The organism is Acholeplasma laidlawii PG-8A (assembly GCF_000018785.1).
Classification (GTDB): Bacteria; Bacillota_I; Bacilli_A; order Acholeplasmatales; family Acholeplasmataceae; genus Acholeplasma; species Acholeplasma laidlawii.
The window spans coordinates 108,883-133,331 of record NC_010163.1; the positions used below are offsets into that span (position 1 = coordinate 108,883).

General features: G+C 31.4%; 21 protein-coding genes and 1 other annotated feature. Of the genes, 19 read left to right on the top strand and 2 right to left on the bottom strand.

The window, feature by feature from the left end:
* Positions 1-4 precede the first annotated feature (4 nt).
* Genes tmk through rsmI form a run of 4 tightly spaced genes read left to right on the top strand, consistent with a single transcriptional unit; the run spans position 5 to position 3,114 of the window.
* On the top strand, positions 5-610 hold the full coding sequence (gene tmk / locus ACL_RS00630) for a dTMP kinase (RefSeq protein ID WP_012242084.1): 606 nt from the start codon (positions 5-7) through the stop codon (positions 608-610).
* A complete protein-coding gene (locus ACL_RS07110) occupies positions 607-1,557 on the top strand; it encodes a DNA polymerase III subunit delta' (RefSeq protein WP_012242085.1) in 951 nt (316 codons plus the stop codon). The genes tmk and ACL_RS07110 overlap by 4 nt, the downstream gene beginning before the upstream one ends.
* Entirely contained in the window at positions 1,550-2,269 is a 720-nt protein-coding gene (locus ACL_RS00640) for a tRNA1(Val) (adenine(37)-N6)-methyltransferase (protein ID WP_012242086.1), read from the top strand. The genes ACL_RS07110 and ACL_RS00640 overlap by 8 nt, the downstream gene beginning before the upstream one ends.
* On the top strand, positions 2,266-3,114 hold the full coding sequence (gene rsmI / locus ACL_RS00645) for a 16S rRNA (cytidine(1402)-2'-O)-methyltransferase (RefSeq protein WP_012242087.1): 849 nt from the start codon (positions 2,266-2,268) through the stop codon (positions 3,112-3,114). Before ACL_RS00640 ends, rsmI begins: the two co-directional genes overlap by 4 nt.
* Before the next feature lie 83 nt (positions 3,115-3,197).
* On the opposite strand, the gene ACL_RS00650 is transcribed toward rsmI, so the two are convergent.
* Positions 3,198-5,831: a hypothetical protein gene (locus tag ACL_RS00650; RefSeq protein ID WP_041633717.1), complete on the bottom strand. Its 2,634-nt coding sequence runs from the start codon at positions 5,829-5,831 to the stop codon at positions 3,198-3,200.
* A 154-nt stretch (positions 5,832-5,985) separates the two neighbouring features.
* Positions 5,986-6,208, top strand: a binding site (T-box leader).
* Between the two features lie 26 nt (positions 6,209-6,234).
* Between ACL_RS00650 and metG the strand changes: the two genes are divergently transcribed.
* From metG to ACL_RS00665, 3 genes are read left to right on the top strand one after another with little or no spacing between them, the layout of a single operon-like run.
* On the top strand, positions 6,235-7,803 hold the full coding sequence (gene metG, locus ACL_RS00655; RefSeq protein WP_041633719.1) for a methionine--tRNA ligase: 1,569 nt from the start codon (positions 6,235-6,237) through the stop codon (positions 7,801-7,803).
* 4 nt (positions 7,804-7,807) lie between these two features.
* Complete coding sequence (locus ACL_RS00660) at positions 7,808-8,797, top strand: YitT family protein (RefSeq protein WP_012242090.1); 990 nt, start codon at positions 7,808-7,810, stop codon at positions 8,795-8,797.
* A 21-nt stretch (positions 8,798-8,818) separates the two neighbouring features.
* Positions 8,819-9,157 (top strand): YbjQ family protein, encoded by a 339-nt coding sequence (locus ACL_RS00665; protein WP_012242091.1) that lies wholly within the window; start codon positions 8,819-8,821, stop codon positions 9,155-9,157.
* 41 nt (positions 9,158-9,198) lie between these two features.
* On the opposite strand, the gene ACL_RS00670 is transcribed toward ACL_RS00665, so the two are convergent.
* The gene (locus ACL_RS00670) at positions 9,199-9,579 is read right to left on the bottom strand and encodes a protein-export chaperone SecB (protein WP_012242092.1); all 381 of its coding nucleotides are present in this window, start codon (positions 9,577-9,579) and stop codon (positions 9,199-9,201) included.
* A 238-nt stretch (positions 9,580-9,817) separates the two neighbouring features.
* Here ACL_RS00670 and ACL_RS07115 point away from each other — a divergent pair, with 238 nt between their 5' ends.
* The 12 genes from ACL_RS07115 (at position 9,818) to ACL_RS00730 (ending at position 24,438) form a co-directional block, all read left to right on the top strand.
* Positions 9,818-11,236, top strand: a complete 1,419-nt coding sequence (locus ACL_RS07115; protein WP_049751932.1) for a sensor domain-containing diguanylate cyclase — start codon at positions 9,818-9,820, stop codon at positions 11,234-11,236.
* Between the two features lie 162 nt (positions 11,237-11,398).
* Positions 11,399-11,827: a 50S ribosomal protein L13 gene (rplM, locus tag ACL_RS00680; RefSeq protein ID WP_012242094.1), complete on the top strand. Its 429-nt coding sequence runs from the start codon at positions 11,399-11,401 to the stop codon at positions 11,825-11,827.
* 4 nt (positions 11,828-11,831) lie between these two features.
* Positions 11,832-12,230, top strand: a complete 399-nt coding sequence (gene rpsI, locus ACL_RS00685; protein WP_012242095.1) for a 30S ribosomal protein S9 — start codon at positions 11,832-11,834, stop codon at positions 12,228-12,230.
* 223 nt (positions 12,231-12,453) lie between these two features.
* Positions 12,454-13,803: a glutamate--tRNA ligase gene (gene gltX, locus ACL_RS00690; RefSeq protein ID WP_012242096.1), complete on the top strand. Its 1,350-nt coding sequence runs from the start codon at positions 12,454-12,456 to the stop codon at positions 13,801-13,803.
* Complete coding sequence (locus ACL_RS00695; protein ID WP_012242097.1) at positions 13,800-15,377, top strand: hypothetical protein; 1,578 nt, start codon at positions 13,800-13,802, stop codon at positions 15,375-15,377. The genes gltX and ACL_RS00695 overlap by 4 nt, the downstream gene beginning before the upstream one ends.
* Positions 15,378-15,473: 96 nt before the next feature.
* Complete coding sequence (locus tag ACL_RS00700) at positions 15,474-16,790, top strand: ArsB/NhaD family transporter (protein WP_012242098.1); 1,317 nt, start codon at positions 15,474-15,476, stop codon at positions 16,788-16,790.
* Between the two features lie 137 nt (positions 16,791-16,927).
* A complete protein-coding gene (locus ACL_RS00705; protein WP_041633721.1) occupies positions 16,928-18,808 on the top strand; it encodes a DUF2779 domain-containing protein in 1,881 nt (626 codons plus the stop codon).
* Between the two features lie 59 nt (positions 18,809-18,867).
* Entirely contained in the window at positions 18,868-20,172 is a 1,305-nt protein-coding gene (gene cysS, locus ACL_RS00710) for a cysteine--tRNA ligase (protein WP_012242100.1), read from the top strand.
* Positions 20,172-20,549 carry a Mini-ribonuclease 3 gene (locus tag ACL_RS00715; RefSeq protein WP_012242101.1) on the top strand — a complete coding sequence of 126 codons (378 nt, stop codon included), beginning with the start codon at positions 20,172-20,174 and terminating at the stop codon, positions 20,547-20,549. The genes cysS and ACL_RS00715 overlap by 1 nt, the downstream gene beginning before the upstream one ends.
* The gene (locus tag ACL_RS00720; RefSeq protein ID WP_049751933.1) at positions 20,542-23,193 is read left to right on the top strand and encodes an HAD-IC family P-type ATPase; all 2,652 of its coding nucleotides are present in this window, start codon (positions 20,542-20,544) and stop codon (positions 23,191-23,193) included. Before ACL_RS00715 ends, ACL_RS00720 begins: the two co-directional genes overlap by 8 nt.
* A gap of 45 nt (positions 23,194-23,238) precedes the next feature.
* A complete protein-coding gene (gene rlmB / locus ACL_RS00725) occupies positions 23,239-23,931 on the top strand; it encodes a 23S rRNA (guanosine(2251)-2'-O)-methyltransferase RlmB (protein WP_012242103.1) in 693 nt (230 codons plus the stop codon).
* A 9-nt stretch (positions 23,932-23,940) separates the two neighbouring features.
* A complete protein-coding gene (locus ACL_RS00730; protein ID WP_012242104.1) occupies positions 23,941-24,438 on the top strand; it encodes a sigma-70 family RNA polymerase sigma factor in 498 nt (165 codons plus the stop codon).
* The last annotated feature ends 11 nt before the right edge of the window (positions 24,439-24,449 follow it).

Consider the following 24,449-nt stretch of genomic DNA (forward strand, 5'->3'; position numbering starts at 1 on the left):
CATTATGTTTATTACATTTGAAGGCGGAGAAGGTAGCGGTAAAACGACCTTAATCGAAAAACTAAAACACACATTACTAGAGAAAAAATACGATGTACTAACCACGCGTGAACCTGGTGGATCTAAGGTTGCTGAAAAAATTCGTTCTGTATTACTGGATAATAAAAACACAGAAATCACTGCACATACAGAAGCTCTTTTATTTGCAGCAAGTAGAGCACAACATTTAGATGAAGTCATCATTCCTAATTTAGATAAAGTCATACTTTGTGACCGATATATCGATTCATCCTATGCGTATCAAGCGTTTGGTAGAAACCTAGGTATGGAGTTTGTTCAAAGTATTAATAGTTATGCATTAAAATACTTACCTGACTTAACATTTTATATCGACTTAGATCCTAAAACAGGTATTGATAGAGTAAAGAAAAACAGATTACATAAAACAGATAGATTAGACATGGAAGTTCAAACATTTCATCAAAAGGTACGTGAAGGTTATATTCGCATTTCAGAAATGTTTAAAGAACGTATCGTCGTGATTGATGGTAATCAATCGATTGATGCAATCTATCAAATTATAATGGATAACATATTAAAACGCCTATGAATAAAATAGTTGAAAGATTTAAATATGCAATTGAAAAAGAAAGACTTTCCCACTTATATGTTATAAGTGGGTCTTTAGGTCTTACCAAGCAAAATCTAGTTAAAGATATCGCGTATTTAATCTTTAAACATCATAAGGACTATCCAACTTTAAAACACCAACTAGATAGTTTTAATCATCCAAACTTAGTTTACATCTCAGGGGAAGGTCAATCTATAAAAAAAGACCAAATCATGAGTTTACAACAAGAGTTTTCTAAAACATCATTAGTCAGTGGGCCTAGAATCTTTATTATTGAACAAGCTGAGACGATGTCTACTCAAGCAGCAAACTCACTTCTTAAATTCTTAGAAGAACCAAAAGATGATGATACCATTGGATTTTTACTCGTAGATGATATCAATCTAATGTTACCTACTATTTTGAGCCGTGCTCAAATTATTAGGTTAACAGACACTTTTGATGATAGTTTTATACAAGTTTTAATGGAACAAGAAATAGATATTAAAAATGCACATTTTATTGCATCCTTGACTAAAGAGTTAAACGAAGCTTTAGCTATTTTTGCAGACCAAAAATATATGGATACTGTGGAGTTTATTGATACCTTTATCAACTGGCTTAACAATCCAAGAACACCGCTTACGCCACTTTTTATGACGATAAGTCAAGCGCTATATCAAGATAAAGAATATATCATCTTTATCTTAGATACAATGTGTCAAATCTTTTTAGACATACTTCATTTACATATGAATCAAAAAGTGACCTATGAGTTTATGATGGAATCTTTATTAGAGTATGTAAAGCGTATTAAATCAGATACAGCACAACGTGTTATTTTAAGATTACAAGATCAAATTAAAAATTTAAGATTACCAGTCAATATAAGTTTACAACTTACCTCATTAGCACTGGATTTAGAAAGTATTGTTCGAAATGGTTAAAAGAGATTTGTTAGGTACTAAATTATATATTGAATCAGATATTGGTAAAGCATTTAATATGGATACCATTATTTTAAGTGACTTTGTAAGAGTTCCTAAAGACACCAAATCTATTTTAGACTTTGGAACTGGTAATGGAGCGATTATGCTGTATTTATCCCAAAGATTTTCTGGGCATATCACCGGTATTGAACTTCAAGAAAAACGTTATGAACTGGCAGTTCATAACATTAAACTCAACAACTTAGAATCTAGACTTGATGTAGTCAACATGGACCTAAAAACTTATCGATCTAAAAAACATGCGGACATCATCGTATCAAACCCACCGTTTTTTAAGGTCAATAACCAAACCAAACAAAGTATCGACATGGATATGCAAATTGCTAAACATGAAATACACTTAAATTTAGAAACCTTAATTGAAGCTGTTAGTAAAAACATTAAACATGGTGGACTATTCTTCATGGTACATAAAGCGAATAGATTAGAAGAAATTATCTTAGAACTTAACAAATTTGACTTTAAATTAAAACGTATGAGACTTGTTCATCCATCACTTCATCATGAACCCAATCAAGTCTTAATTGAAGCTAAATTTAAAGGTAAGGGCCATTTAATTGTCGAACCACCTTTAATTCAGTATAAAGAAAAAGGCATCTACAGCGATGAGATGCAATCAATTTATGATGGAAGGATGTATCATAAATGAACATACAAATAAGTTATGATGTTTTAAAACCAACACTATACATCGTAAGTACACCCATTGGTAGCTTAAAGGATATCACCTTAAGAGCAATTGAAGTCTTAAAAAGTGTAGATATCATTTTATGTGAAGATACTAGAGTGACTTCAAAACTTCTAGATGCATATGATATTCATGTGCCACTAAAAAGTTATCAAAAATTTAATGAGCGCTCCATGGTTTTGCAAGTCATTGAATACCTAGATAATAAGATGTCAGTCGCACTTGTATCGGATGCAGGTACACCTTTAATTAGTGACCCAGGCTTTATTTTAGTCGATGAACTTATTGGTAAAAACTATAATGTTGTAAGTATACCAGGTGCATCCGCACTGTTATCAGCACTTGTAACATCAGGGATACTTACTCAACCATTTACCTTTATTGGTTTTTTACCAAGAAAACTTGGTGAAATCAATAAAGTATTAAAAGATTATGTGTCAAGAAAAGAAAGTTTAATCATTTATGAATCACCAAACCGTGTTCAAAAAACACTATCCTATATGCTAGATATACTAGGTAATAGAAGAGTAAGTGTAGCAAGAGAGCTTACAAAGAAATTTGAAACTTATTATAGAGGCTACATCAAAGATATTTTAGAAACTACACTAGATACACGGGGCGAATACGTCATTGTTGTAGAAGGAAGTACTACAAGTGATGTCAAAATTGAAGATCCTGTTGAGCTTGTCTTAAGTTATATGAAACAAGGTTATGATGAAAAAGAAGCCATTAAACAAGCGAGTAAGGATTTAGGTGTTCATAAATCTGAAGTATATAAAATATTTAAAATAGATAAAAGTAGTTGATTTACAATCACCCATTATTGGGTGATTGTTTTATTAATGAAATCCTTTTTGTTTTATAAAATATAAAAATTTGAATAAGTTATCTACGCATCTAATTTATCTAACCTAAAGGTATGAATAGTACCTATTGGCGGTGTATAAAAAACACCATAGCTTACTCTAAAATAGTACGTACCTGATGTTAAATCAAGCGTTAAGGATGTACTAGAATAACTCCTAATGAGTTTTCCTTGTTCATTAAAAATAGTGATGTTAACAGATTTACTAGAATAGATTTGAACTTTCGCATCATTTAAAAGAACAAATGATGCATAATCTGAATCACCTAAATAATCTAGTTTAAATTCAAAATCTTCTTTCCAATTTATGGTTGTTAAAGAGTCCATAAAAGAATCATCTAAAGCTACTAAAGGATCATCTACAATATAAACTTGTACAGCAATTTTTATCGTTTGATGCATGTCATTTTCTTTAAAATAAAGTGTATATGTTTCAGCTTCTAAATAGAGTAATAATGATGACGGATCATAAAGATTTATAACATTTCCTAGACTGTCTAAAAGAACTAGTTCATTAGGATAATATAAATCAATATAGACGTAATCGGCTTTACTTAATGAAAAGTGAAGTTTTTTTATGTTTTGAGGGTACCAATTATAAGTATCATAACTATTTATATTTCTATTCATAAGTGTATTTGATAGATTAGTTGTATCGTAAGGTGTTAGCGTATCGGAGGTTAAGTTTGTAGGAACATCTCTTGATGATTTGATTTTATAACTTAAAATTGTAGGTACTCTTAAGGCATAATCGCCTTTGGTTAAATATATTTTAGTTTGAGTTTCTGTAATACTAAAAGATGTATAAGACCGATAAACACCTAAATCGTTTGATTTGGAGATATATGCGCTATAACCGTATCTAGGAAAAGATAACATCTCATCTAATAATATATCAATGACAAAATAGCCATCATTATCCATTTTAAAAGTAAAATCATTTGATCCGTTTCTTGATGTGACAATAAACTCATCACTATAACTATCAGTTAAAGTGATACCATCATGCCAAGTCACACCGTGTAAATCTATCTCAAATAAAATGGTTTCAACATACCAACTACTGACTCTAAATTTGTTGATGCCTGGTGTTAAACTTATATAAATCGGCTTACCTTCTTTATGATTTAAATTGGAACTATCTAGATGATCAGCACTTATATATCGGTAGATAAAGAGATTAGAAGCTTTATTGGGAGAAAGTGTAAGTAGTCCACCTTCTGGTGCTTCAACTGCTAGAATAACATAATCATATAAGCCTTCTATTTCAACATTTATGGCATCTTCTGTAAGTAATATTGGGTTAAGTTGATCACCTATTGTTTTATAACTATTTAGAGGAAAAATCCTAAAGTCATAAAGTTTAATAAAGTCTGCTCGAGATGAAATGGCTAAAATATATGTACCTTCTGTTATGTTGTAGATATTTTTGTGTTCTGCATAAAGAGGATCAGTTGACTTATCAAATTGAACTAATGTTCCATCTAAAGTGTAGAAGGTCATATCAAATGAGGAATCAATTTCAAAGGCATATAAGTCTGCGGTTAGTTCAACTCGATAATAATTTGTTGTACCTGAAACAAATAGTTGGTCTTTAACTGTTTGGCTAACATCTGTTGAATGTGCTATAAGATCAGGGTTTAAAGGAGGCATTTGAACATAGTTATTTAGATTAGCCTCACTAAATGTTGAAGTATCATAGGTCATACTGACCATAATAGATCCACCCTCAAAGTTGAGTTTTACTGTTTCTGTGTATGAATAATCATTAACTTTAATAGTTACAGTCAATGTGTTCTCTTTATAGACATTTAAGAAAGCATTCATAGTGTTTTCATCTGTAATCAGTTGTCTTAAAATGGTTTTTGTATCACCGGTTAGTGTATACATATCATCTTCAAATGAATAGAAAAAATCATCCGATAAAACAATACCAATATTTGTATCGGGCATGGAGTCAACCTCATCAATGGAATCAAATTGATCAATTAATCTATAATAATTTAGAGATTCAAATCGTCCAACCTCTGTGAGTATATATGAATTATTTGACTCATTTATAATAATTCCTTGATTGTTAGAAAAACTACTTAGGTAAAATGGTGATTGCCTGATGTTTATAAAGACACTTTCATTAAACGTTTGACCGCTAATTGTTAGTGCTATCTTTGTTTCGATAGAAAGTTCAGTGGCATCTAAGAAAGGTGTTAACTTGGATTCAAGTTGTAACTTTATCTCTTCAGATTTTTCATAATCTATTTCTCTAGATATATTTGTTAAAATTTTTCCTTTAATAGAGGTTATTTTGACGGTTGTTTGATCACTAAATCTTGGCACGTTAATTGTCAAATTAGAATTCAATGTATAAGTATGTGTGTGTGATGTAGTTGTGTTATTATCAAAAAAGTTGGAATAATGTTTTAAACTGTAGGTTATTTCAACATCATCTAATAATGCATCACCATCTTTAATTGTAACAATGATTTGAATAAACTTCACACCTTCGTTAGATGAAGGTGTGAAAGTACTGATTTCTATAAAGTCAGTATAGTTATCCATCATTAAATCATAGCTAAATTTGTAGCGATTTGAATCGTTAGAACAACCTGTTAAAAATAATATAAATATAGTAACACTAACATAAATAAATTTTCTCATAATCATCCCCCATAAACATATTCTAGCATATTAAAGTGTGATTAAAAAGGTTTTAAATAAACATACGAAAGACGTAATTTATGGTACATATTTTATTTAATGAATCTAGGGGGGTTTTATTTTATTTTTTATAATATAATATACTTATAATTGAATCTATACGATGAAAAAGAAGTGTGTAGTTATAAAAATTTTAAAGAGAGTCTTTCGCTGGTGGAAGAAAGATAAATTTAGATTACACATATGGCTTTTGGAGTAATTTATCCGATATGTAGGGTAAATCGTGAAATCTTTGCGTTAAAAGAGTAAAGTGCTATGTACATTGTATATAGAACTAAGGTGGTACCGCGGATTATTAAATGATGTTCGTCCTTAGACTAGTTTTTAGTTTAAGGATTTTTTTATGGAAAGGAATAAAAAAATGGATAAGAAAAAATATTATATATCAACAGCAATTGCATATGCATCAGCAATCCCTCATATCGGTAACGTATATGAGATTATTTTAGCAGACGCAATCGCCCGTTTTAAGCGTTTAGAAGGTTATGATGTATATTTTCAAACGGGAACCGATGAACACGGTCAAAAGATTGAAAATAACGCTAGAAATCAAAATTTGGAGACATCTGATTATGTCGATATGATCTCTAATGAAATTAAACGTATTTTTGAGTTAGTGAATGTAAAGTATGACAAATTTATACGTACAACAGATACATATCATAAAGAAGTTGTTCAAAATATCTTTGAAAAATTACTTGAACAAGGTGATATTTATCTAGGTAAATATGAAGGATGGTATTCTGTTGCTGATGAGGCGTTTTTAAATAAGGCGGATATCGTAGATGGACTAGCACCTAGTGGAGATATTCCTGTATGGATGAGTGAGGATACTTACTTTTTTAAATTAAGTAAATATCAAGATAGAATCGTTAAACATATTAAAGATAACCCATCATTTATTGAACCTGAAAATAGACGTAATGAAGTACTACAAAGTTTCTTAAGTGAAAAACTACCAGATTTAAGTGTATCTAGAACTTCTTTTAAATGGGGGATTCCAGTTAAAAGTAATCCAGAACATGTTATTTATGTTTGGATAGACGCTTTAAGTAACTATATTACAGGTTTAGGTTATAATCTAGATAGTAATAGTGATGCTATGAAAGATTTTTGGCCAGCGGACCTACATTTAATTGGTAAAGATATTATGCGTTTCCACGCTGTTTATTGGCCAGCACTGTTACTAGCATTAGGCTTGCCATTACCTAAAAAGATTTTTGGTCACCCATGGGTTTTAGTAGATAAAAATAAGATGAGTAAGTCTGTTGGTAATACGCTTTATACAGATAATTTGGTTAAACATTTTGGTGTAGATGCTCTAAGATATTATGTATTACATGAGATTCCTTTTGCAGCAGATGGTAATATAACTTATGAGTTAATGATTGAAAGAAATAACTCTGATTTAGCAAACACTTTAGGTAATTTAGTAAACCGTACCATTGGTATGGTGAATAAATACCAAAATGGTTTAGTTAAAAAAGTGATAATCAACGAACCATTTGATTATAGTTTAAAAAATAAGTGTGAAGCACTACTTGATAAAGTAAGTACTTTAATGAATGAACTTAGAGTAGGTGATGCGATTGAAGAACTTATGATTGTTGCTAGAGCAGCAAATAAGTATATCGATCTATCAGAACCTTGGAATTTAAATAAAAACGGCGAAACTGAAAAGTTAAGTCATGTATTATATAGTTTAGTTGAGACGATTCGCTTCTTAGCTGTCTTCCTACAAAGTTATATGCCAGAAACTGCTTTAAAAATATTTGAGCAATTAAATATTGAAGCATCTGGATTAGATAGTGTTAAAACATTTGGGTTATACCCAGAACAACAAATTGGTACTGCAAAAGTATTATTTGAAAGATTTGATTTAGAAAAGAAATTAAATGAGATTATAGGGTAAATAGATGAATAAACTTAAAGCTTGGATTGGTTCCACAAAGTTTCAAAGGCAAATTAAACCAGAAATAAAAAGAACGATCGCTGTCATAGTATTTACAGTGATTTATGGTATTGGTGTTACCTGGTTTTTAGAGGCTAGTGTTATACCAATGTATACCGGTGGTATACCAGGGCTAGCACAATTAATTAGAGATTTTATGAAGTTCACGCTTGGCATTGACACTTCTGGGTGGGAAGGTTTATTTTTTGGATTGTTTATTACACTATCCAATATACCAATTATGATTTTAGGTTGGTTTGGTGTATCTAAGAAATTTGTTATTTACTCCATGATTTCAGTTATTATTCAAGCAACCATGTTAGGATTTATTCCTTCTATTAATATTGGATTATCAAGCGAATCTCAAGCCTTGACAGCAACCATTTTAGGTGGAATATTCATAGGTATTGGTGTGGGTGGTGCCTTAAAATATGGTACATCCACGGGTGGACTTGATGTCATTGCACAATATATTTCATTAAAAAAAGGACAAAGCGTCGGCTTTGTCTCAATGGTATTAAATATTGTAACAGCTTTACTGGGTGGTTTAATCACAGCACCCGACCTGATTGCAAGAGGTGTTTTACCAGGTGTTACCCAAACACTTGCGGCAGCAGGTATCGTTATTAGTTATACCATTTTAAGATTAATTATTACAACGATTGTTACAGATAAACTGCATACCGCTTATCATTTTACAATGGTTGAAGTGATCACCAATAATCCACAAGACATTGTTTCTGATATTTTATCAAACATTTACCGTGGGGTTACATTAATTAATGTTCAAGGTGGTTATACAAAACAAGATAAGACATTAATTAAAGTAGTGATTTCAAGTTATGAGTTTACGACACTTCATCAGCTTGTTAATAGGCTAGATAGTAAAGCATTTATTGTTGTGACACCAGTAAAACAAGTCTATGGTAATTTTAAAAAGCGCACCATTGCATAATAATTTTTAATAGGGGGATTTATGAAAGACTTTATTATAGCTACAACACCAACACTTGAAGGATATCGTATTGTTAAATACATTGATGTGATCTTTGAAGAAAATATTTTTGGTGTAAGTTTAAATACATCTGTCCAATCATTTAATGATATATTTAAAGGATTTTCAGGTGAACGATATGATGCAATGTCTGATCGTATCGAAGAAGTGAAAATAGAGGTTAAAAAACGTTTTATTAGAAAAGCTATTCGCCATGGTGCAAATGCACTTATTGGTGTTGATATTGAAACGACCACAACTCAAGCGGGTGGTATTACAATTTCAATGTCAGGTACAGCTGTTATTGTTGAAAAAATATAAATGGTGTAGCGTGAAATTCACGCTACACCATTTTCCTTTATTTAAACATTTTGAAATAAATTTGGGTTAATTAGGGGAAGTAGTAAAGGCTGAAGGTAAGCACTAGCAGTCACACTTGAAATTAAGCTTCTTAAGTGTGGATAAATAATTTGAACAGCTGGTAATTGTAAGAAGTTTTCAATATCAATTTCACTAGAGTCTTCTGAGAAATTAAATGTTGCAGACATATGTGCGGTTAAATCAATTGGAAAGGGATGAGTTTCACTATTTAAAACACTAAACATGAGGGTTAGTGTATACGTAAAGTCATCTTCTTTAGCAAGTTGTTTGGTGTAAATGGGATTCATTTTAAAGTTACCCTTTAAGTTATGATTGATAATAGATATCTTTTTAGTTTGAATGATAGTATTAAGTACTTTCATATATTCACATCCTTTTACTTTATTCTATCACACAATCACTCTATGGTCTAAATATTATAGTTTTACCAATCTACTAATGAGCTTTATGATATAATTAAATCAAATAAGATCAAAAAACTAGCGAATTTTTAAACAAGTTGGTTAGAGGGAGAATTTTTTGATTATACTGGTTATATTGTTGGTTGTTTTTGGTTTATCCATACAGATTTTAATGATAAATACTCACAAAAGAAATATTTTGAGAAAAGACTACATTGCGCTAAATGTAGCACTTTACATAGATGCTTTTGCAACTATGCTTTTTATCTTTAGCGTCTACTTTGATGCCCCTACATATTTTCATTTAATATTTGAATACTTGATTTTTGTATCTATGGGTATCTTGTTTTTGATTATTATGCGTATCCTCAGTTCAAAATCTGAAAAACGTATTATTGCAACCTTTTCAATCGGTATTATAGGTGTAGGACTTATTATGATATTTGGTACTAAGATGGATAAAGTGCTTGCTCAATCCTTGTTACTTGTTATCTTATTATCTAGAATTCTGATTGTGGATTTTAGGAAGGTTTATCCATCTAAGTATATAAAATCTACCGTTTACTTGTTGTTTATCACAGAAACTGTGCGTTTTATTACGGAAGGGTTCATCACATCAGATCTTTTATATCACACCTTCACAGATACTTGGGTTTCTGCATTTTCATTCATTTTAAGGGCACTTTCAATGGTGTTTATTATTATCTTACATGACCAATTATCCATTAATAAAAATCTTGCAAAAACATTAGATATTCAATCATCAGCTAAACTACTTAACCAAGTCTTTGATCAAAATCCAAACGTTGTGATTCTAACCAATATGAAGCGTCAAATCATATATGCAAACAAGCAAACCATTAACTTAACAGGTTATTCAGAAGAAGAACTTATTGGAAGTACACCTAGTCTATTAAAAAGTGGTCTAACACCAAGAAAAACATATGATGAGCTTGAAAAAGCACTAAGAGCTGGTGAAAGCTGGGTGGGTGAGTTTATTAATAGAAAGAAAAATGGTGAAATATTTACTGAGTTATCTAAAATTATGACACTTAAAGGTGTCAATGGAAAACCTATGTTTCACTTAGCAATAAAAAATGATATTACAAAAGAAAAAGCATATTTACAAGAGTTAGAATATCGTTCAAATCATGATGATCTCACAGGACTTTTAAGACGTCAAGTTTTTATCCAAAAACTTGAATCTAATATGGGCATAAACCATGAACATAATCATTATTTCATACTGATGGACATCGATGAGTTTAAGTTCATCAATGATAATTATGGTCACTTAATTGGTGATGATATTTTAATTGAATTTAGTAGCGCTTTAAAGGAAGTGTTTGATATTAGATCTTATATTTGTAGATTTGGTGGCGATGAGTTTGCAGTCTATTTACATGATTATGAACCTGAACAGGTCAAACTTCTAATAGAACGCTTATATCAAATCCTTTCTAACCACCCAATCGAATCCATTTCTAACGAATACAGATTGAGGTTTAGTTATGGTTTTACTAAGATTGAAATACCCGTAGATTTCAGCAAAGTTTATGAAAATTCGGATAAAAATCTATATGAACATAAAGCCACTAAAAATAACTTAAGAAGATAAGTAGAGATAACTTCATTCCAATGATTAATTAATCACATATTTAGCATGATATACTTGACAAATCAAAGGGAATATTATATTATATTTCACGGTACGTTTTAAAGCTTATATTCCACAGCCCTTATAGCAGTGTAAAATTATAAGGAGAAAGTCTAAAAAAATATGAAAACATTTATGGCAAATGAATCAACAATCCAACGCAAGTGGTATGTTGTCGATGCTGAAGGTAAAACTTTAGGTCGTTTAGCAACTGTAGTTGCTAGCGTTTTAAAAGGAAAACATAAACCAACCTACACTCCACATGTAGACTCAGGTGACTATGTGATCGTTATTAACGCAGAAAAAATTAAATTAACTGGTAACAAATGGAATGATAAGATCTATTATAAGCATTCAGGTTATGAATCAGGTCTAACTGAAACACCAGCTAAAGAATTAGTAGTTAAAAAACCTACAGCTTTAGTTGAAAAAGCAGTTAAAGGTATGATTCCACATACATCTCTTGGTAGAGATATGTTTAGAAAACTGTTCGTATATGCAGGACCTGAACATAAACATCAAGCACAACAACCAGAAAGTTTGGAGGTATAATTACATGGCAAAAGATTTAGTTCAATACTTAGGTACAGGACGCAGAAAGTCATCTGTTGCTCGTGTTATCCTAACTCCTGGTACAGGAAAGTTTATTGTTAATGGTAGAGAGTTTGAAGAATATATTCCTTCAGCTGCAACACGCCTAGACGTTCTACAACCATTAGAATTAACTGAAAATGTAGGTAAGTTCGATGTTAGAGCTAACGTTAACGGTGGCGGTTTAACTGGACAAGCAGGTGCAATCCGTTTAGGTATTACACGTGCACTTATGGAAGTTGATGAAGACTTACGTAAAGTGTTAAAACCAGCTGGTTTAGTAACTCGTGATCCAAGAGCTAAAGAACGTTATAAATACGGTCTAAGAAAAGCACGTCGTGCAACTCAATTCTCAAAACGTTAATATTTATATACATTCAAAAGAAAACTTCCATGATGTGGGAGTTTTTTCTTATTAACCGATTTTATGTGTCTGTAGCTACATTAAGTGGTGCAATAGAAAGTTAAAATTTGTATGTTTAGTTAATTAGGAATAAGAAGTTAGATAAATAACAAGCATAATACATAATAAACTTGTTTATTCAGTCGAAATAATTTATAATAAAGGTTGCGAAATGAGGGTGAACATGAAAAAGTTTAGAGCGCGTTATGCACCATCACCTACAGGACATTTACATATTGGTAATGCAAGAACAGCATTATTCAATTACTTATTTGCTCGTCACCATGGTGGCGACTTCATTATAAGAATTGAAGATACCGATGTTGCAAGAAATGTTGAAGGTGGTATTACATCTCAATTAAATAATTTAAAATGGTTAGGTATGGACTGGGATGAAGGCGTTGATGTTGGAGGTTCTTTTGGTCCTTATAATCAATTAAGCCGTCTAGAACTGTACAAAAAGTACGCATTTGAGCTACTTGAAAAAGGTTATGCTTATAAAGATTTTAAAGAAGGATCAGAAGATTTTGCGATCCGTTTTAAGGTTCCAGAAAATGTATTATATGAATTTGATGACGTTATTCGTGGTACACTGAAATTTGAATCAAAAGATGTTGAAGACTGGATTATCTTAAAAGATAATGGTATTCCTACTTATAACTTTGCTGTTGTTATTGATGATCACTATATGGAAATTACCCACGTGTTTAGAGGTGAAGAACATATTACAAATACACCTAAACAACTCATGGTATATGATGCTTTAGGTTGGGAGTATCCAACATTTGGCCACATGACAATTATTGTCAATGAAGACCGTAAAAAGTTAAGTAAAAGAGATACTAATACAATTCAATTTATTGAAGATTATAAGAACTTAGGTTTCTTACCAGAAGCGATGTTAAACTTCTTATCATTACTGGGATGGAGTCCTAAAGATGATGAAGAAATTTTATCAAAAGAAGAACTTATCTCATTATTTGATGAACATAGACTAAGTGCTGCACCAAGTTACTTTGATAAGCAAAAGTTAGCTTACATCAACTCTAGATACTTAAAAGCTTTATCTATGGACGAACTAAAGGATCTAACCAGACCATTTTTAATCAATCACGGCATTGAAATTAAAAATGAAGCATGGTTAGAAAGTTTATTATCCATCTTAAAAGATAGATTATCCTATGGTGCTGAAATCACTAAGTACTATGATCAATTCTTCCATCATGATTTTGTTTTAGAACCAGCTGTTTTAGAAGAAATTAAAGAATTTGATAATGAAGTTGTTATTAAAGGCTTTATGGGTGCAATATCGTCTGTTGACTTTACAGATGACGTGGCAATTAACCAAGCACTTAAAGATACCGGTAAAGCCCTAAATATTAAAGGTAAACCACTATTCATGCCGATTAGAATAGCAACTACTGGCGAAGCACATGGACCAAGCCTACCGGTATCATTAAGTTTACTAGGTAAAGAATTAGTAATTAAACGCATGAACAAAACTTTAGAAGTACTAAAAGGAGAAACTAAATGAAAAAAGTTTTAACAATTGTTGCTTTTGCATTATTGCTTGTACTAGCAGGTTGTACATCACAAGCAAGATCTAATGCAAGAGCATATGTAACATCTATCTCTGCAACATCTACAGAAGTTCAATTTAAAGTAGAATTAAGAGACCCTGATACAGAATTAGATAGTAAAACACTCGTAGTTAGAGTGAAAACAAGCGGGGAAGCAGATGTTGACCAAACATTAGAGTTATCTACTGCAACACCAAGTAAAACAATTAAATTTACTGATTTAAAAATGGGTAGTAGTTATGATGTATATGTCTTTGGTCAAAAGAATAATAAACAAGTCCAACTATATTATTTAAGTGCTACATTTAAAACATTAAGTCCTGGTGATGAAGAAGCAAATCCAATTGTAATTACAACAACAGAAGAATTTAAATCAATGGATTCTAAAAAACACTATGCTTTAGGTAATGACCTAGACTTCGGTAATGTATCTATGATGCCTTTATTTACATCAGGCACACCATTTAGTGGTAGTTTTGACGGTAAAGATTTTACCTTAAAAAATATCAATATTACAGCTGAAGATGATGTATATAAATCATATCTATCCATCTTTGGTTATGCATCTAAATCAACGATTAAAAACGTTAAATTAGATAATGTACATATTGATAACGAAGCTAAACCATACATTGGTATCCACTATGTAGGATTAATCGTAAGTAAAGTATCAAACAATGCATTCTTATTAGAAAACATTGAAATAACAAATTCAAGTGTAACCATTAGCCACAATAGAAATCAATCCGTAACAAACCGTAACTTGTATGTTGGTTTAGTGGGTGGTTCTATGCAAGGTACATTAAGAAATATCGTAGTTAAAGACTCTATCTTAAATGTTGAACAAAATGCCTTAAATGGTGTATATGCTGGAGCACAAGCTGCAACTGCAGGTACATACGTAGGTGGTGCATTTGGTTTAATTGAACAAGATAAAGGTACAGGTATTGAACAAATAGCTGTAGTGGATACAGATGTTAATGTAAATATCAACCAAGATAAAGCAAGCTTAGGCACAGGTGTATTATTTGTTGGCGGTGTATTTGGAGCATATAGAAGTGATCGTAATACAGCTGAGATTTATTCAAATGCAGCAATTTCTGTATCACACACAAAACATGCAAATACAGCAAGCGATAAATTAGATACAATCTATGCTGGTGGTATTGTTGGTTCGATTATTAAATCAAGATTAAATGAAGTATTATTTAATGGTGAACTTACTATTAGTGCATCTGATGTATTAAACAGAGTACACACAAGTTTAGTTGCAGGACAAGCTACAACATCATCTACTAAGTTATTAGCAGGTGGTATTATAGAAGTTACAACTACAAATGGTAACCAAGTTGCAACAGCAAGCGAACTATACCCATATGCTTGGGCAAACAAAGTAAATGAAGTAAAAATTCTGAACAGTGCAGCAATTAATTTTGATGGTACTGCAGTTGATTTATCAGCATTTAATGTAGTTACATCAGCAGCTGATTTCTTAACATCTGAGTTTGTTTTAAGTCATTTAAACTAAACATAATTTAGTCAGATATCAATTCAATAAATATATAGTATAATTAAGGCTGGCAAATATCATTTGCCAGCTTTTATTGTTAAAAAAGGACACTTTATGGCACTTACACTTATTATATTTTCACTTACAGTAGTTATACTTATCTTGATGGTTATGTTTAAACCAAAACTTTATTTTGGTAATTTTTCTATAGAATCATTTTGGCTTGTTGCAGTTATTGGTGCACTTTTATTAGTGATATTTCAACTGGTATCTCCAAGTGAGATCTATCAAAGTTTAACAAAAAGTACTGGGATGAATCCAATTAAACTACTTATCATTTTTATTTCAATGAGTGGTTTATCTGTGATGCTTGATGAATTGGGATTTTTTAAGAAAGTATCTATTCTGGTTTTAAAAGCTGCGGGTACAAGTCAACTAAAGATTTTTATCTATTTATATATGACGGTATCCTTTTTAACGATATTTACTTCTAATGACATCATTATTTTAACCTTTACACCGATTATCATCTATTTTTCTAAACACGCTAAAATCAACCCAATACCGTATCTATTATCAGAGTTTGTAGCAGCCAATACATGGAGCTTAATGTTTATGATTGGTAATCCAACCAATATCTATTTAGCTTCAGCATTTAATATTACGTTCTTTGAATACTTTAAAGTTATGATGATTCCAACGATTGCTGCAGGTACATTTACATTTATTATCTTATGGGTGTTATTCAATAAAGATTTAAGAAAACCAATGGATAAAACCATACTAGATAATGTAGTACTAGATAGACCGGTACTTGTATGGGTTACTTTAATTAACCTAGTACTCGCAACCACGTTTCTTACCCTATCATCTTATATAGCTATAGAGATGTATTTGATTGCATTATGCTTCTTACTATTTAATGCATCCTTCATGGTCTTTTATCAAGTGTTTGTTTATAAAGAACATCCGGCATACTTTTTAAATACTGTTAAAAGAATGCCGTGGAATTTAATGCCTTTTGTTATCTCTATGTTTATTATGGTCATTAGTCTTAATAAATATGGGGTTACAGAAAATATAGAAGCTATGTTATCTAATTTAGATAGTTTATATGGATATGGCTTAACGTCCTTTATATCAGCAAACTTTTTAAATAATATACCAATGTCCGTGTTATATGCAGACATTATCCATCATATGCCTTTATTACCACAACAAGCACTTAACCGTGCGATATATAGCTCAATTATTGGATCTAATATTGGAGCTTATCTAACACCCATTGGAGCACTAGCTGGTATGATGTGGATGCGTATCTTAAAGAAAGAAGACATAGATTTATCCTTTGGTAAATTTATTTCATATGGTGCATTATTATCTATTCCAACCATGTTGATTGCATTAGTTGTATTACAGTTATTTATATAAAATAAATCTAAGGTTATATAGAGATTACTATATGACCTTTATTTATTATAAGAACTTTAAATCAAGGAAATTCTAACAATCTATAGTGATGAATCATGTATAATAAGAGTAATAGACGTTTAGGAGGAAAGTCAAAAATGAAACATACTTTAAATAAAATATCTAAAACGAGATTTATAAGAGGTATTAACTGTCCAAGGTTCTTTCCTTTATTTGAAATCTATAAAAGGGGAAGTAAGGATGCAACGGTATCCTTTACAGATGATTTATCAGATTTAATGACCGAAGAAAATGAGGCAAAAAAACAAGCCTTATTTGAACAAATGATTGAATATGAAACAGATGAAGAAACTGATGAAACAGAAGAAGTAGATTTAATTAATGTTGAAAATAAAAAATTAGAAGTGATGTTGCCATACTTTAATAAGATGGAAGAAATATCCGCTAAGTATGTACAACATAAATTTAATGCACCAGTGGTTGCAAGTACTGAAACGCGTGATCAAAAAAGATTTGAAGCAACCATAGGTGATTATAGTTTCTATAGTTTCTTGGATATCTACCAAGAAACTGATGACATCATTAGAGTTATAGAAGCTAAAGCAACCACATCTTCTAAATTTATGGATTTAACATTTACAGAAGATAAAGAAAAGTTTAACTTTTTTGAACTTACACCTGAAGGTATATTAATGTCAAGAGAAGCTCTAGGCTTACCGGTTGGAGAAAAGTACTTCAAGAAAAAACAAGCAATTTTAAAAAGAACCAATCCAATTGGTGGTTATCTTTATGATATTACCTATCAAAGATATGTGATAGAGCATTTCTTTAAGAGTAACAATATAGAAACGAAACCAATGAAATATTATCTAGCAATACTAAACCACAAATACATTTTTGATGGTGTTTATAAAGATGGACAACCTGATTATTATAAAGATATGGATAAGGAAAACTTCCTTATTCGCTTAGTGGATGTTACAGATTTGACTGGGAACTTCTTAGAAAGCTTTGAAGCAGATGTTGAAGAAGTAATTCATAGACTAGATCACATGACATTAGTACCTTTTCCACTATGTCCTAGAAAAGGTAAGAATAAATGTATGTTCCATGATATATGTTATAAAGACATACCTAAAAAGGATTCTATTTTTACCTATATTGGAAATCATAATGGATTTACCGATGAAAAAGGGGAAAAATATAAACCTGAAGATCTCATTAAGATGAACATGAAAATGGCACTAGACGTGCCATACTCATGGTTAACAAGAGAAAATAATCAAATTCAATATGAGGTCTTGAGTTCCGGTAAACCTTACATGGATAAACCACGTATTAAAGCCATTTTAGGAAAACTAGAGTATCCACTCTATCACTTGGATTTTGAAACCTTTGGTTCACCATTACCGCGTTTTAAAGGTGAGAAGGCTTATGACCAATCAGTCTTCCAGTTTAACTTACATATTGAACATGCTCCAGGTGTGAGTGATAAGGATTTAGATTCATATGTATATCTTGCAACAGACCACTTAGATCAGCGCTATCAGTTAACTAAGTACTTATGTGATCTAATAGGTCCTAAAGGTACGGTGGTTGCATGGAATGATTCATTTGAAAAAACTAGAATGAAAGAACTTGCTAAACTATTCCCTGAATTTAGTGATAAGCTAAATGATATTATTAGTAGAACATTTGATTTATGGTATGTCTTTAAAGGCAGTCACCATAAGTTATATGACAAGTGGGGTATTCCGGAGAAGAAAGGCTTTAATTATTACCATGAAGCACTCCAAGGATCTTTTTCAATTAAAAAGGTATTACCTATTTTTGTTCCTGACTTAAGTTATTCTAATTTGGATGTTAAAAATGGGGATGAAGCAGTCGTTGTTTATGGTAATTTTCCAAAGATGAACAAACAAGAATTCGAGTTTAATAAACGTGGATTAATAGAATATTGTAAACAAGATACTTGGGCGATGGTCGAGTTATTAAAGTCATTGCGTGAAATCATCTAAATGCTTTGCATAAAGGGGCTATTTTTTAGTATAATACTATGTAAAGGAATGTTTACTACATGTTAAAAATATATAACTCACTGTCAAACAAAATTGAAGAATTTAAGCCAATTCATGAAAAAAAAGTAAATATGTATGTGTGTGGACCTACAGTCTATGATGATATACATATTGGTAATGGTAGACCCGTTGTCTTTTTTGATGTTGTTAAGCGTTACTTACAATATCTAGATTATGGCGTTAAATACGCATCTAACATCACTGATGTGGATGATAAGATCATTGACAGAGCCCAAAAACTACATATAACTGAAAAAGAACTAGCTACTACTTATACCAACAATTTTTTTGAAATAGCTAAAAAAATTGGTGGATATAATTTTGATGTCACACCACATGCAACCAACTATATTGAAGAAATGATTAAGTTTATTGGTGAACTAATTTCTGATGGGTTTGCATATAAGACCCAAAGTGGTGTCTATTTTAGAGTGGATAAAATCAAAGACTATGGGATATTGTCGAACCAACAGGTTAAAGACTTAAAAACTGGAGTCCGTATTGATTTAGAAACTGATAAAGAAAAAGACTATGATTTTGCTTTATGGAAGAACACAGAAGAAGGTATTAAATATCATGCACCTTGGGGTGATGGTCGTCCTGGGTGGCATACAGAGTGTGTTGTCATGACAAACGAAATCTTTGGTGGTGAAATTGATATTCACGGTGGTGGGTTTGATTTAAAATTTCCACACCATGAAAATGAAATTGCACAGTCTGTTGCAAAACATGATCACCATCTAGCGAAGTACTGGATGCATGTTGGTAGACTGGATTTAGCTAATGAAAAGATGAGTAAATCATTAGGTAATGATATCAAACTTAAAGACCTTGTTCAAGTCTATAATCCAAATGCATATCGCTTAATGTTGTTAGCACATCATTACCGAGCGCCAATTCAGTTTAGTGATGACTTAATTGAACAATATCAAAAGGCTTATGATAAAATATCATATACACTGAATAAGTGGCATTTTCATATGATATTAAACAATATCAATGAAAATGGATTAGATCATGAAAGTATGGAATACTTTGAAGGATTTATGAACGATGATTTTGCTACACCTAGAGTTATTTCCTTAATTGATAAACTCATTAAAGACTTAAATAAAGCATTTAAAGTAGAAAACTACAACACGATCATACAAATACTATCCACATTAGGTATAAACCCTAATATCCTTGAAGTTTTAGAAGATGATATTCAAAACTATAATAACTGGCAACAAGCAAGGTTAGAGAAAAATTATGAGAAGGCTGATATCTATAGAAAACCATTATTAGATAAAGGTTTTATCTAATGAATGGGTTAGCACTTGCATATTTAGGTGATGCTTATTATGAACTTGAAATCAGAAAATATTTGATTACTCAAGGTATTAGAAATGTAGGTAAACTACATACTGAAAAGGTTAGATTAGCATCGAATGAAGCACAAGCTTCGATTATGAATTATTTTCTTAGTTTAGAGATTTTATCTGAAGAAGAAATTGATGCCTATAAAAAGGGTAGAAATAAATCTCACAACTCAAGAAAACAAATGGATATGGTGACATATCAACAAGCAACCGGATTTGAAAGTTTAATAGGCTATTTATCGATAATTGATGAGCAACGCGCTAAAGATTTAATTAATCTAGGTATTACATTTATAAAACAGGGTGGTTACAATGGCTAAAGATGTACAAAATGAACTGTTGGCGCTCTTAGATGAGCAAGACAAAGAACCAAAAACTAAAAAGAAATCAAAAACTCCTCAAACAGTCATTGTCGAAGAACCTTTCGAAATGAAGGGGGATCCTTTAGGCTTGATTGAAAATAAAAAAGTTAAAAGTGCACACACTCCAACTAGAATTAAGTCAAAAGGTGATATTGTTATTGAAAGATATAATCCGGATGTAGAACATGGGTTAACTACAGATGACGTTGAAAAAAGACAGCTTGCCGGGTTAGTGAACCTTTCTGATAAAGGTTCTACTAAAACATTAAGCAGTATCATTTTTTCAAACGTATTCACGTTCTTTAATATGCTTATTTTAGCGATTGTTATTATTTTACTTATAACAGGTGCTAAATTTACACAAACAGTATCGATTGTTATTGTTGCAATGAATACAACCATTGGTATTATTCAAGAAATTAACGCTAAAAAGATGATTGATAAATTATCTTTATTATCTGCACCAACAGCGATGGTTATAAGAGATGGCCTAGAACAAGAAATTGGTGTTGCAGATGTAGTGATTGATGAAATCTTAAAATTATCTGCAGGTAAACAAATTATTGTGGATGCTGTTGTAAGACAAGGTTCAGTTGAAGTCAATGAATCCTTGCTTACTGGTGAGTCTGATCCGATTGTTAAAAAAGCAGGGGACACTTTATATAGTGGTTCATTTGTTATTTCAGGTTCTGTTTATGCACAAGCAACAGCAATCGGAAATGATATTTATATAGAAAAATTAACTTCTCAAGCTAAAAAGTATAAAAAACCTAAATCAGATATCTTCAGATCTTTAAAATTAATTGTTAGAATTATCGGATTTTTAATTATCCCAATTGGTGCTGGTTTATACATGCTTGGATTAAATGGTAATTATGATCAAATCATTCAACCGATATTAGTAGAACGTACTGCGGGTGCAATTATTGGTTTAATCCCATCAGGACTGTTCTTATTAACATCTGTAGCGCTTGCTGTTGGGGTTGTTAGATTAGGTCAAAATAATACTTTAGTTCAAGAATTATATTGTATAGAAATGTTAGCACGCATTGATACATTATGTTTAGATAAAACAGGAACGATTACTGATGGTTCAATGACAGTCAAATCTGTTATTGAATTTGAAACAGTTCCAGGGTTAACTTTAAAACAACTAGTCTCTGCCATGCTTAATGCTCAAAATGATTCAAACTTAACATCTGATGCTTTATATGAACGTTTTGGTAATCAAAAGCGTATTCGTCATAAAGCGATTATTCCATTTTCATCTGCTAGAAAGTATTCAGCAGTTGAATTTGAAAAATATGGAACGTTTGCACTTGGTGCACCAGAGTTTGTATTAAAACAAGATTACAATAAAATTGCTAGTGAAGTTGAAAAACAAGCCAATGAAGGTTACCGTGTATTAGCAGTTGTTCATACAGATGATCCAATTGAAGGTAAAGAAGTAACGGGTAAATTAAAACCGATTGCTTTAATTATGATTGAAGATACGATCCGTGCAGATGCACCGGATACCATTCAATATTTTAAAGACAATGGTGTGAATGTCGTTGTAATTTCTGGGGATAACCCACTTACAGTATCTCGTATTAGCCAAAGAGCTGGTATTAAAAATGCTGAAAGTTATGTGTCACTAGAAAACATGTCGGATAAAGAAGTTGTTAGAATTGCTAATAAATATACTGTCTTTGGACGTGTAAGTCCTCATCAAAAGAAACTATTGGTAGAAGCAATGAAAAACAATGGTCACGTTGTTGCGATGACTGGTGATGGTGTAAATGATATTCTTGCTTTAAGAGAAGCAGATACATCCATTGCGATGGCATCTGGTTCTGAGGCAGCAAGAAACGTGAGCCACTTGGTCTTAATGGATTCTAACTTTGCAAACATGCCTAAGGTTGTTAGCGAAGGTCGACGTGTTATTAATAATATTCAAAAGGTGTCTAAACTTTATTTAACTAAGACATTCTTTACATTGTTCTTAAGCTTACTTATTATTATTAGAGGTTTAATGGGGTATGAAGCACTATATCCTTTAAAACCAAGTCATTTATTGATTATGGAAATATTAGTCATTGGTGTACCATCATTCTTTATTGCGTTAGAATATAACAATAACCGTATTGAAGGTAACTTCTTGGCTAAGATCGTTAAAGATGCACTACCTGGAGCTATTGTAGTCTTATTAAATGCACTCATTATCTTTAGTGTTGCACATACATTAGGTCTTGATGTAGGTATGGGTTCCAATCAACACAGTGGTATTTCAACCCTGATTGGCCTAACTGCAACTGCATTATCATTTATGGTGTTATATAGTGTGTCTAGACCACTAAATCCAAGACGTAGTATCTTATTCTTTACGATGCTATCCTTAGCAGTGTTTGGTGTGTTCTTACTACCAGAACTACTAGAGATTCAACCAATTATTACGATTAATAATGTCACACATTCTACACCGATGACATTACCTCAAAATTTATTACTTATTGTATTAATTTATACAAGTTATCCACTAATGTATATACTAACCAATTTAGGCAAATGGCTAAAGACAGCTGTTAGACGCATTATACATGTCATTTCGGAAATGAAGTAAAGGTGCATTAGATGCACCTTTTTCTTAAAAGTAAGGAGAAAAAATATGATTATTTACGGAAAGAACGTTATTAAAGAAGCAGTTTTGAATAAAAGACCAATCTATAAACTTTATTTAGATGAAAAATCTAGCGATAGTAAGTTCATTAATTTTTTAGAAAACAATAATATTAGTTATGAACTAACAAATAAGGGACAATTAAATAATTTAACCGACAATGCCGTACACAATGGTGTAGTAGCTGATGTTAAAGATTATCAATACCTAGAATTAGATGTTGTATTGGATAAAACACGCAGGCAACGCTTTTTAATGCTAGATGAGGTTCAAGATCCACATAACCTAGGAGCTATTTTAAGAAGTGTTGAAGCAACCAACTATGACGGTGTGATCATTTCCAAGAAACATCAAGTACCACTTACAGGTGTGGTTGCAAAAACATCTTCTGGAGCGATAGAACACGTTAAGCTGATCTTAGTATCCAACTTGTACCAAACGATTCTTAAACTGCAAAAAGAAGACTTTTTGGTTGTTGGTACAGCAGGCGAAGCAACTGCAAGCTATAAAGAGATACCAAAGAATCAAAACTTACTGATTATTATGGGTAATGAAGGCTTTGGGTTAAGACCTTTGATAAAAAAGGGTTGTGACTTATTAGTATCGATTCCAATGCTTGGTAAAGTAAACAGTTTAAATGTGAGTGTAGCAACCGCGCTACTCTTATATGAAACAATTTAGGTAAGTGCTATGTATAAGAATGATTATGAACTCATCTACTTATATCGAACGACAAAATCCGAAGAAGTGATTTCCATAATCTTTCAAAAATACAAACCACTTATTTTGAAAAACATCTATAAATTTTATATACCAAGTAAAGATCATGATGATTTTTTTCAAGAATCATTAATGACCTTATTGGATTGTATCCACACCTTTGATGAATCAAAAAACAAAACTTTTACAAAGTATTTTGAACTTGTCTTATACCGTAAGTTTATTACCTTAAAAGACAAGTCTTCAAAATATGTTTTAATTGAAAAACCAGAGCTCATCAAAGAAAGTTACACGCCAAATTATGAAGTGACTAATATAGATAATCTTTATTTATCACCACTAGAAAAACACATATATACAATGTACTTTGAAGATAAACTTACGATTGATACGATTGCCTTAAACTTAAATAAAACTCAAAAAAGTATAAAAAATGCGGTTTACCGTATAAAAGTCAAACTAAAGTAGTTAATAGTTGT

Coding starts and splice junctions, on each gene's coding strand:
- tmk (WP_012242084.1), top strand. CDS start 5: ATGTTTATTACATTTGAAGGCGGAGAAGGTAGCGGTAAAACGACCTTA.
- ACL_RS07110 (WP_012242085.1), top strand. CDS start 607: ATGAATAAAATAGTTGAAAGATTTAAATATGCAATTGAAAAAGAAAGA.
- ACL_RS00640 (WP_012242086.1), top strand. CDS start 1,550: ATGGTTAAAAGAGATTTGTTAGGTACTAAATTATATATTGAATCAGAT.
- rsmI (WP_012242087.1), top strand. CDS start 2,266: ATGAACATACAAATAAGTTATGATGTTTTAAAACCAACACTATACATC.
- ACL_RS00650 (WP_041633717.1), bottom strand. CDS start 5,831: ATGAGAAAATTTATTTATGTTAGTGTTACTATATTTATATTATTTTTA.
- metG (WP_041633719.1), top strand. CDS start 6,235: ATGGAAAGGAATAAAAAAATGGATAAGAAAAAATATTATATATCAACA.
- ACL_RS00660 (WP_012242090.1), top strand. CDS start 7,808: ATGAATAAACTTAAAGCTTGGATTGGTTCCACAAAGTTTCAAAGGCAA.
- ACL_RS00665 (WP_012242091.1), top strand. CDS start 8,819: ATGAAAGACTTTATTATAGCTACAACACCAACACTTGAAGGATATCGT.
- ACL_RS00670 (WP_012242092.1), bottom strand. CDS start 9,579: ATGAAAGTACTTAATACTATCATTCAAACTAAAAAGATATCTATTATC.
- rplM (WP_012242094.1), top strand. CDS start 11,399: ATGAAAACATTTATGGCAAATGAATCAACAATCCAACGCAAGTGGTAT.
- rpsI (WP_012242095.1), top strand. CDS start 11,832: ATGGCAAAAGATTTAGTTCAATACTTAGGTACAGGACGCAGAAAGTCA.
- gltX (WP_012242096.1), top strand. CDS start 12,454: ATGAAAAAGTTTAGAGCGCGTTATGCACCATCACCTACAGGACATTTA.
- ACL_RS00695 (WP_012242097.1), top strand. CDS start 13,800: ATGAAAAAAGTTTTAACAATTGTTGCTTTTGCATTATTGCTTGTACTA.
- ACL_RS00700 (WP_012242098.1), top strand. CDS start 15,474: ATGGCACTTACACTTATTATATTTTCACTTACAGTAGTTATACTTATC.
- ACL_RS00705 (WP_041633721.1), top strand. CDS start 16,928: ATGAAACATACTTTAAATAAAATATCTAAAACGAGATTTATAAGAGGT.
- cysS (WP_012242100.1), top strand. CDS start 18,868: ATGTTAAAAATATATAACTCACTGTCAAACAAAATTGAAGAATTTAAG.
- ACL_RS00715 (WP_012242101.1), top strand. CDS start 20,172: ATGAATGGGTTAGCACTTGCATATTTAGGTGATGCTTATTATGAACTT.
- ACL_RS00720 (WP_049751933.1), top strand. CDS start 20,542: ATGGCTAAAGATGTACAAAATGAACTGTTGGCGCTCTTAGATGAGCAA.
- rlmB (WP_012242103.1), top strand. CDS start 23,239: ATGATTATTTACGGAAAGAACGTTATTAAAGAAGCAGTTTTGAATAAA.
- ACL_RS00730 (WP_012242104.1), top strand. CDS start 23,941: ATGTATAAGAATGATTATGAACTCATCTACTTATATCGAACGACAAAA.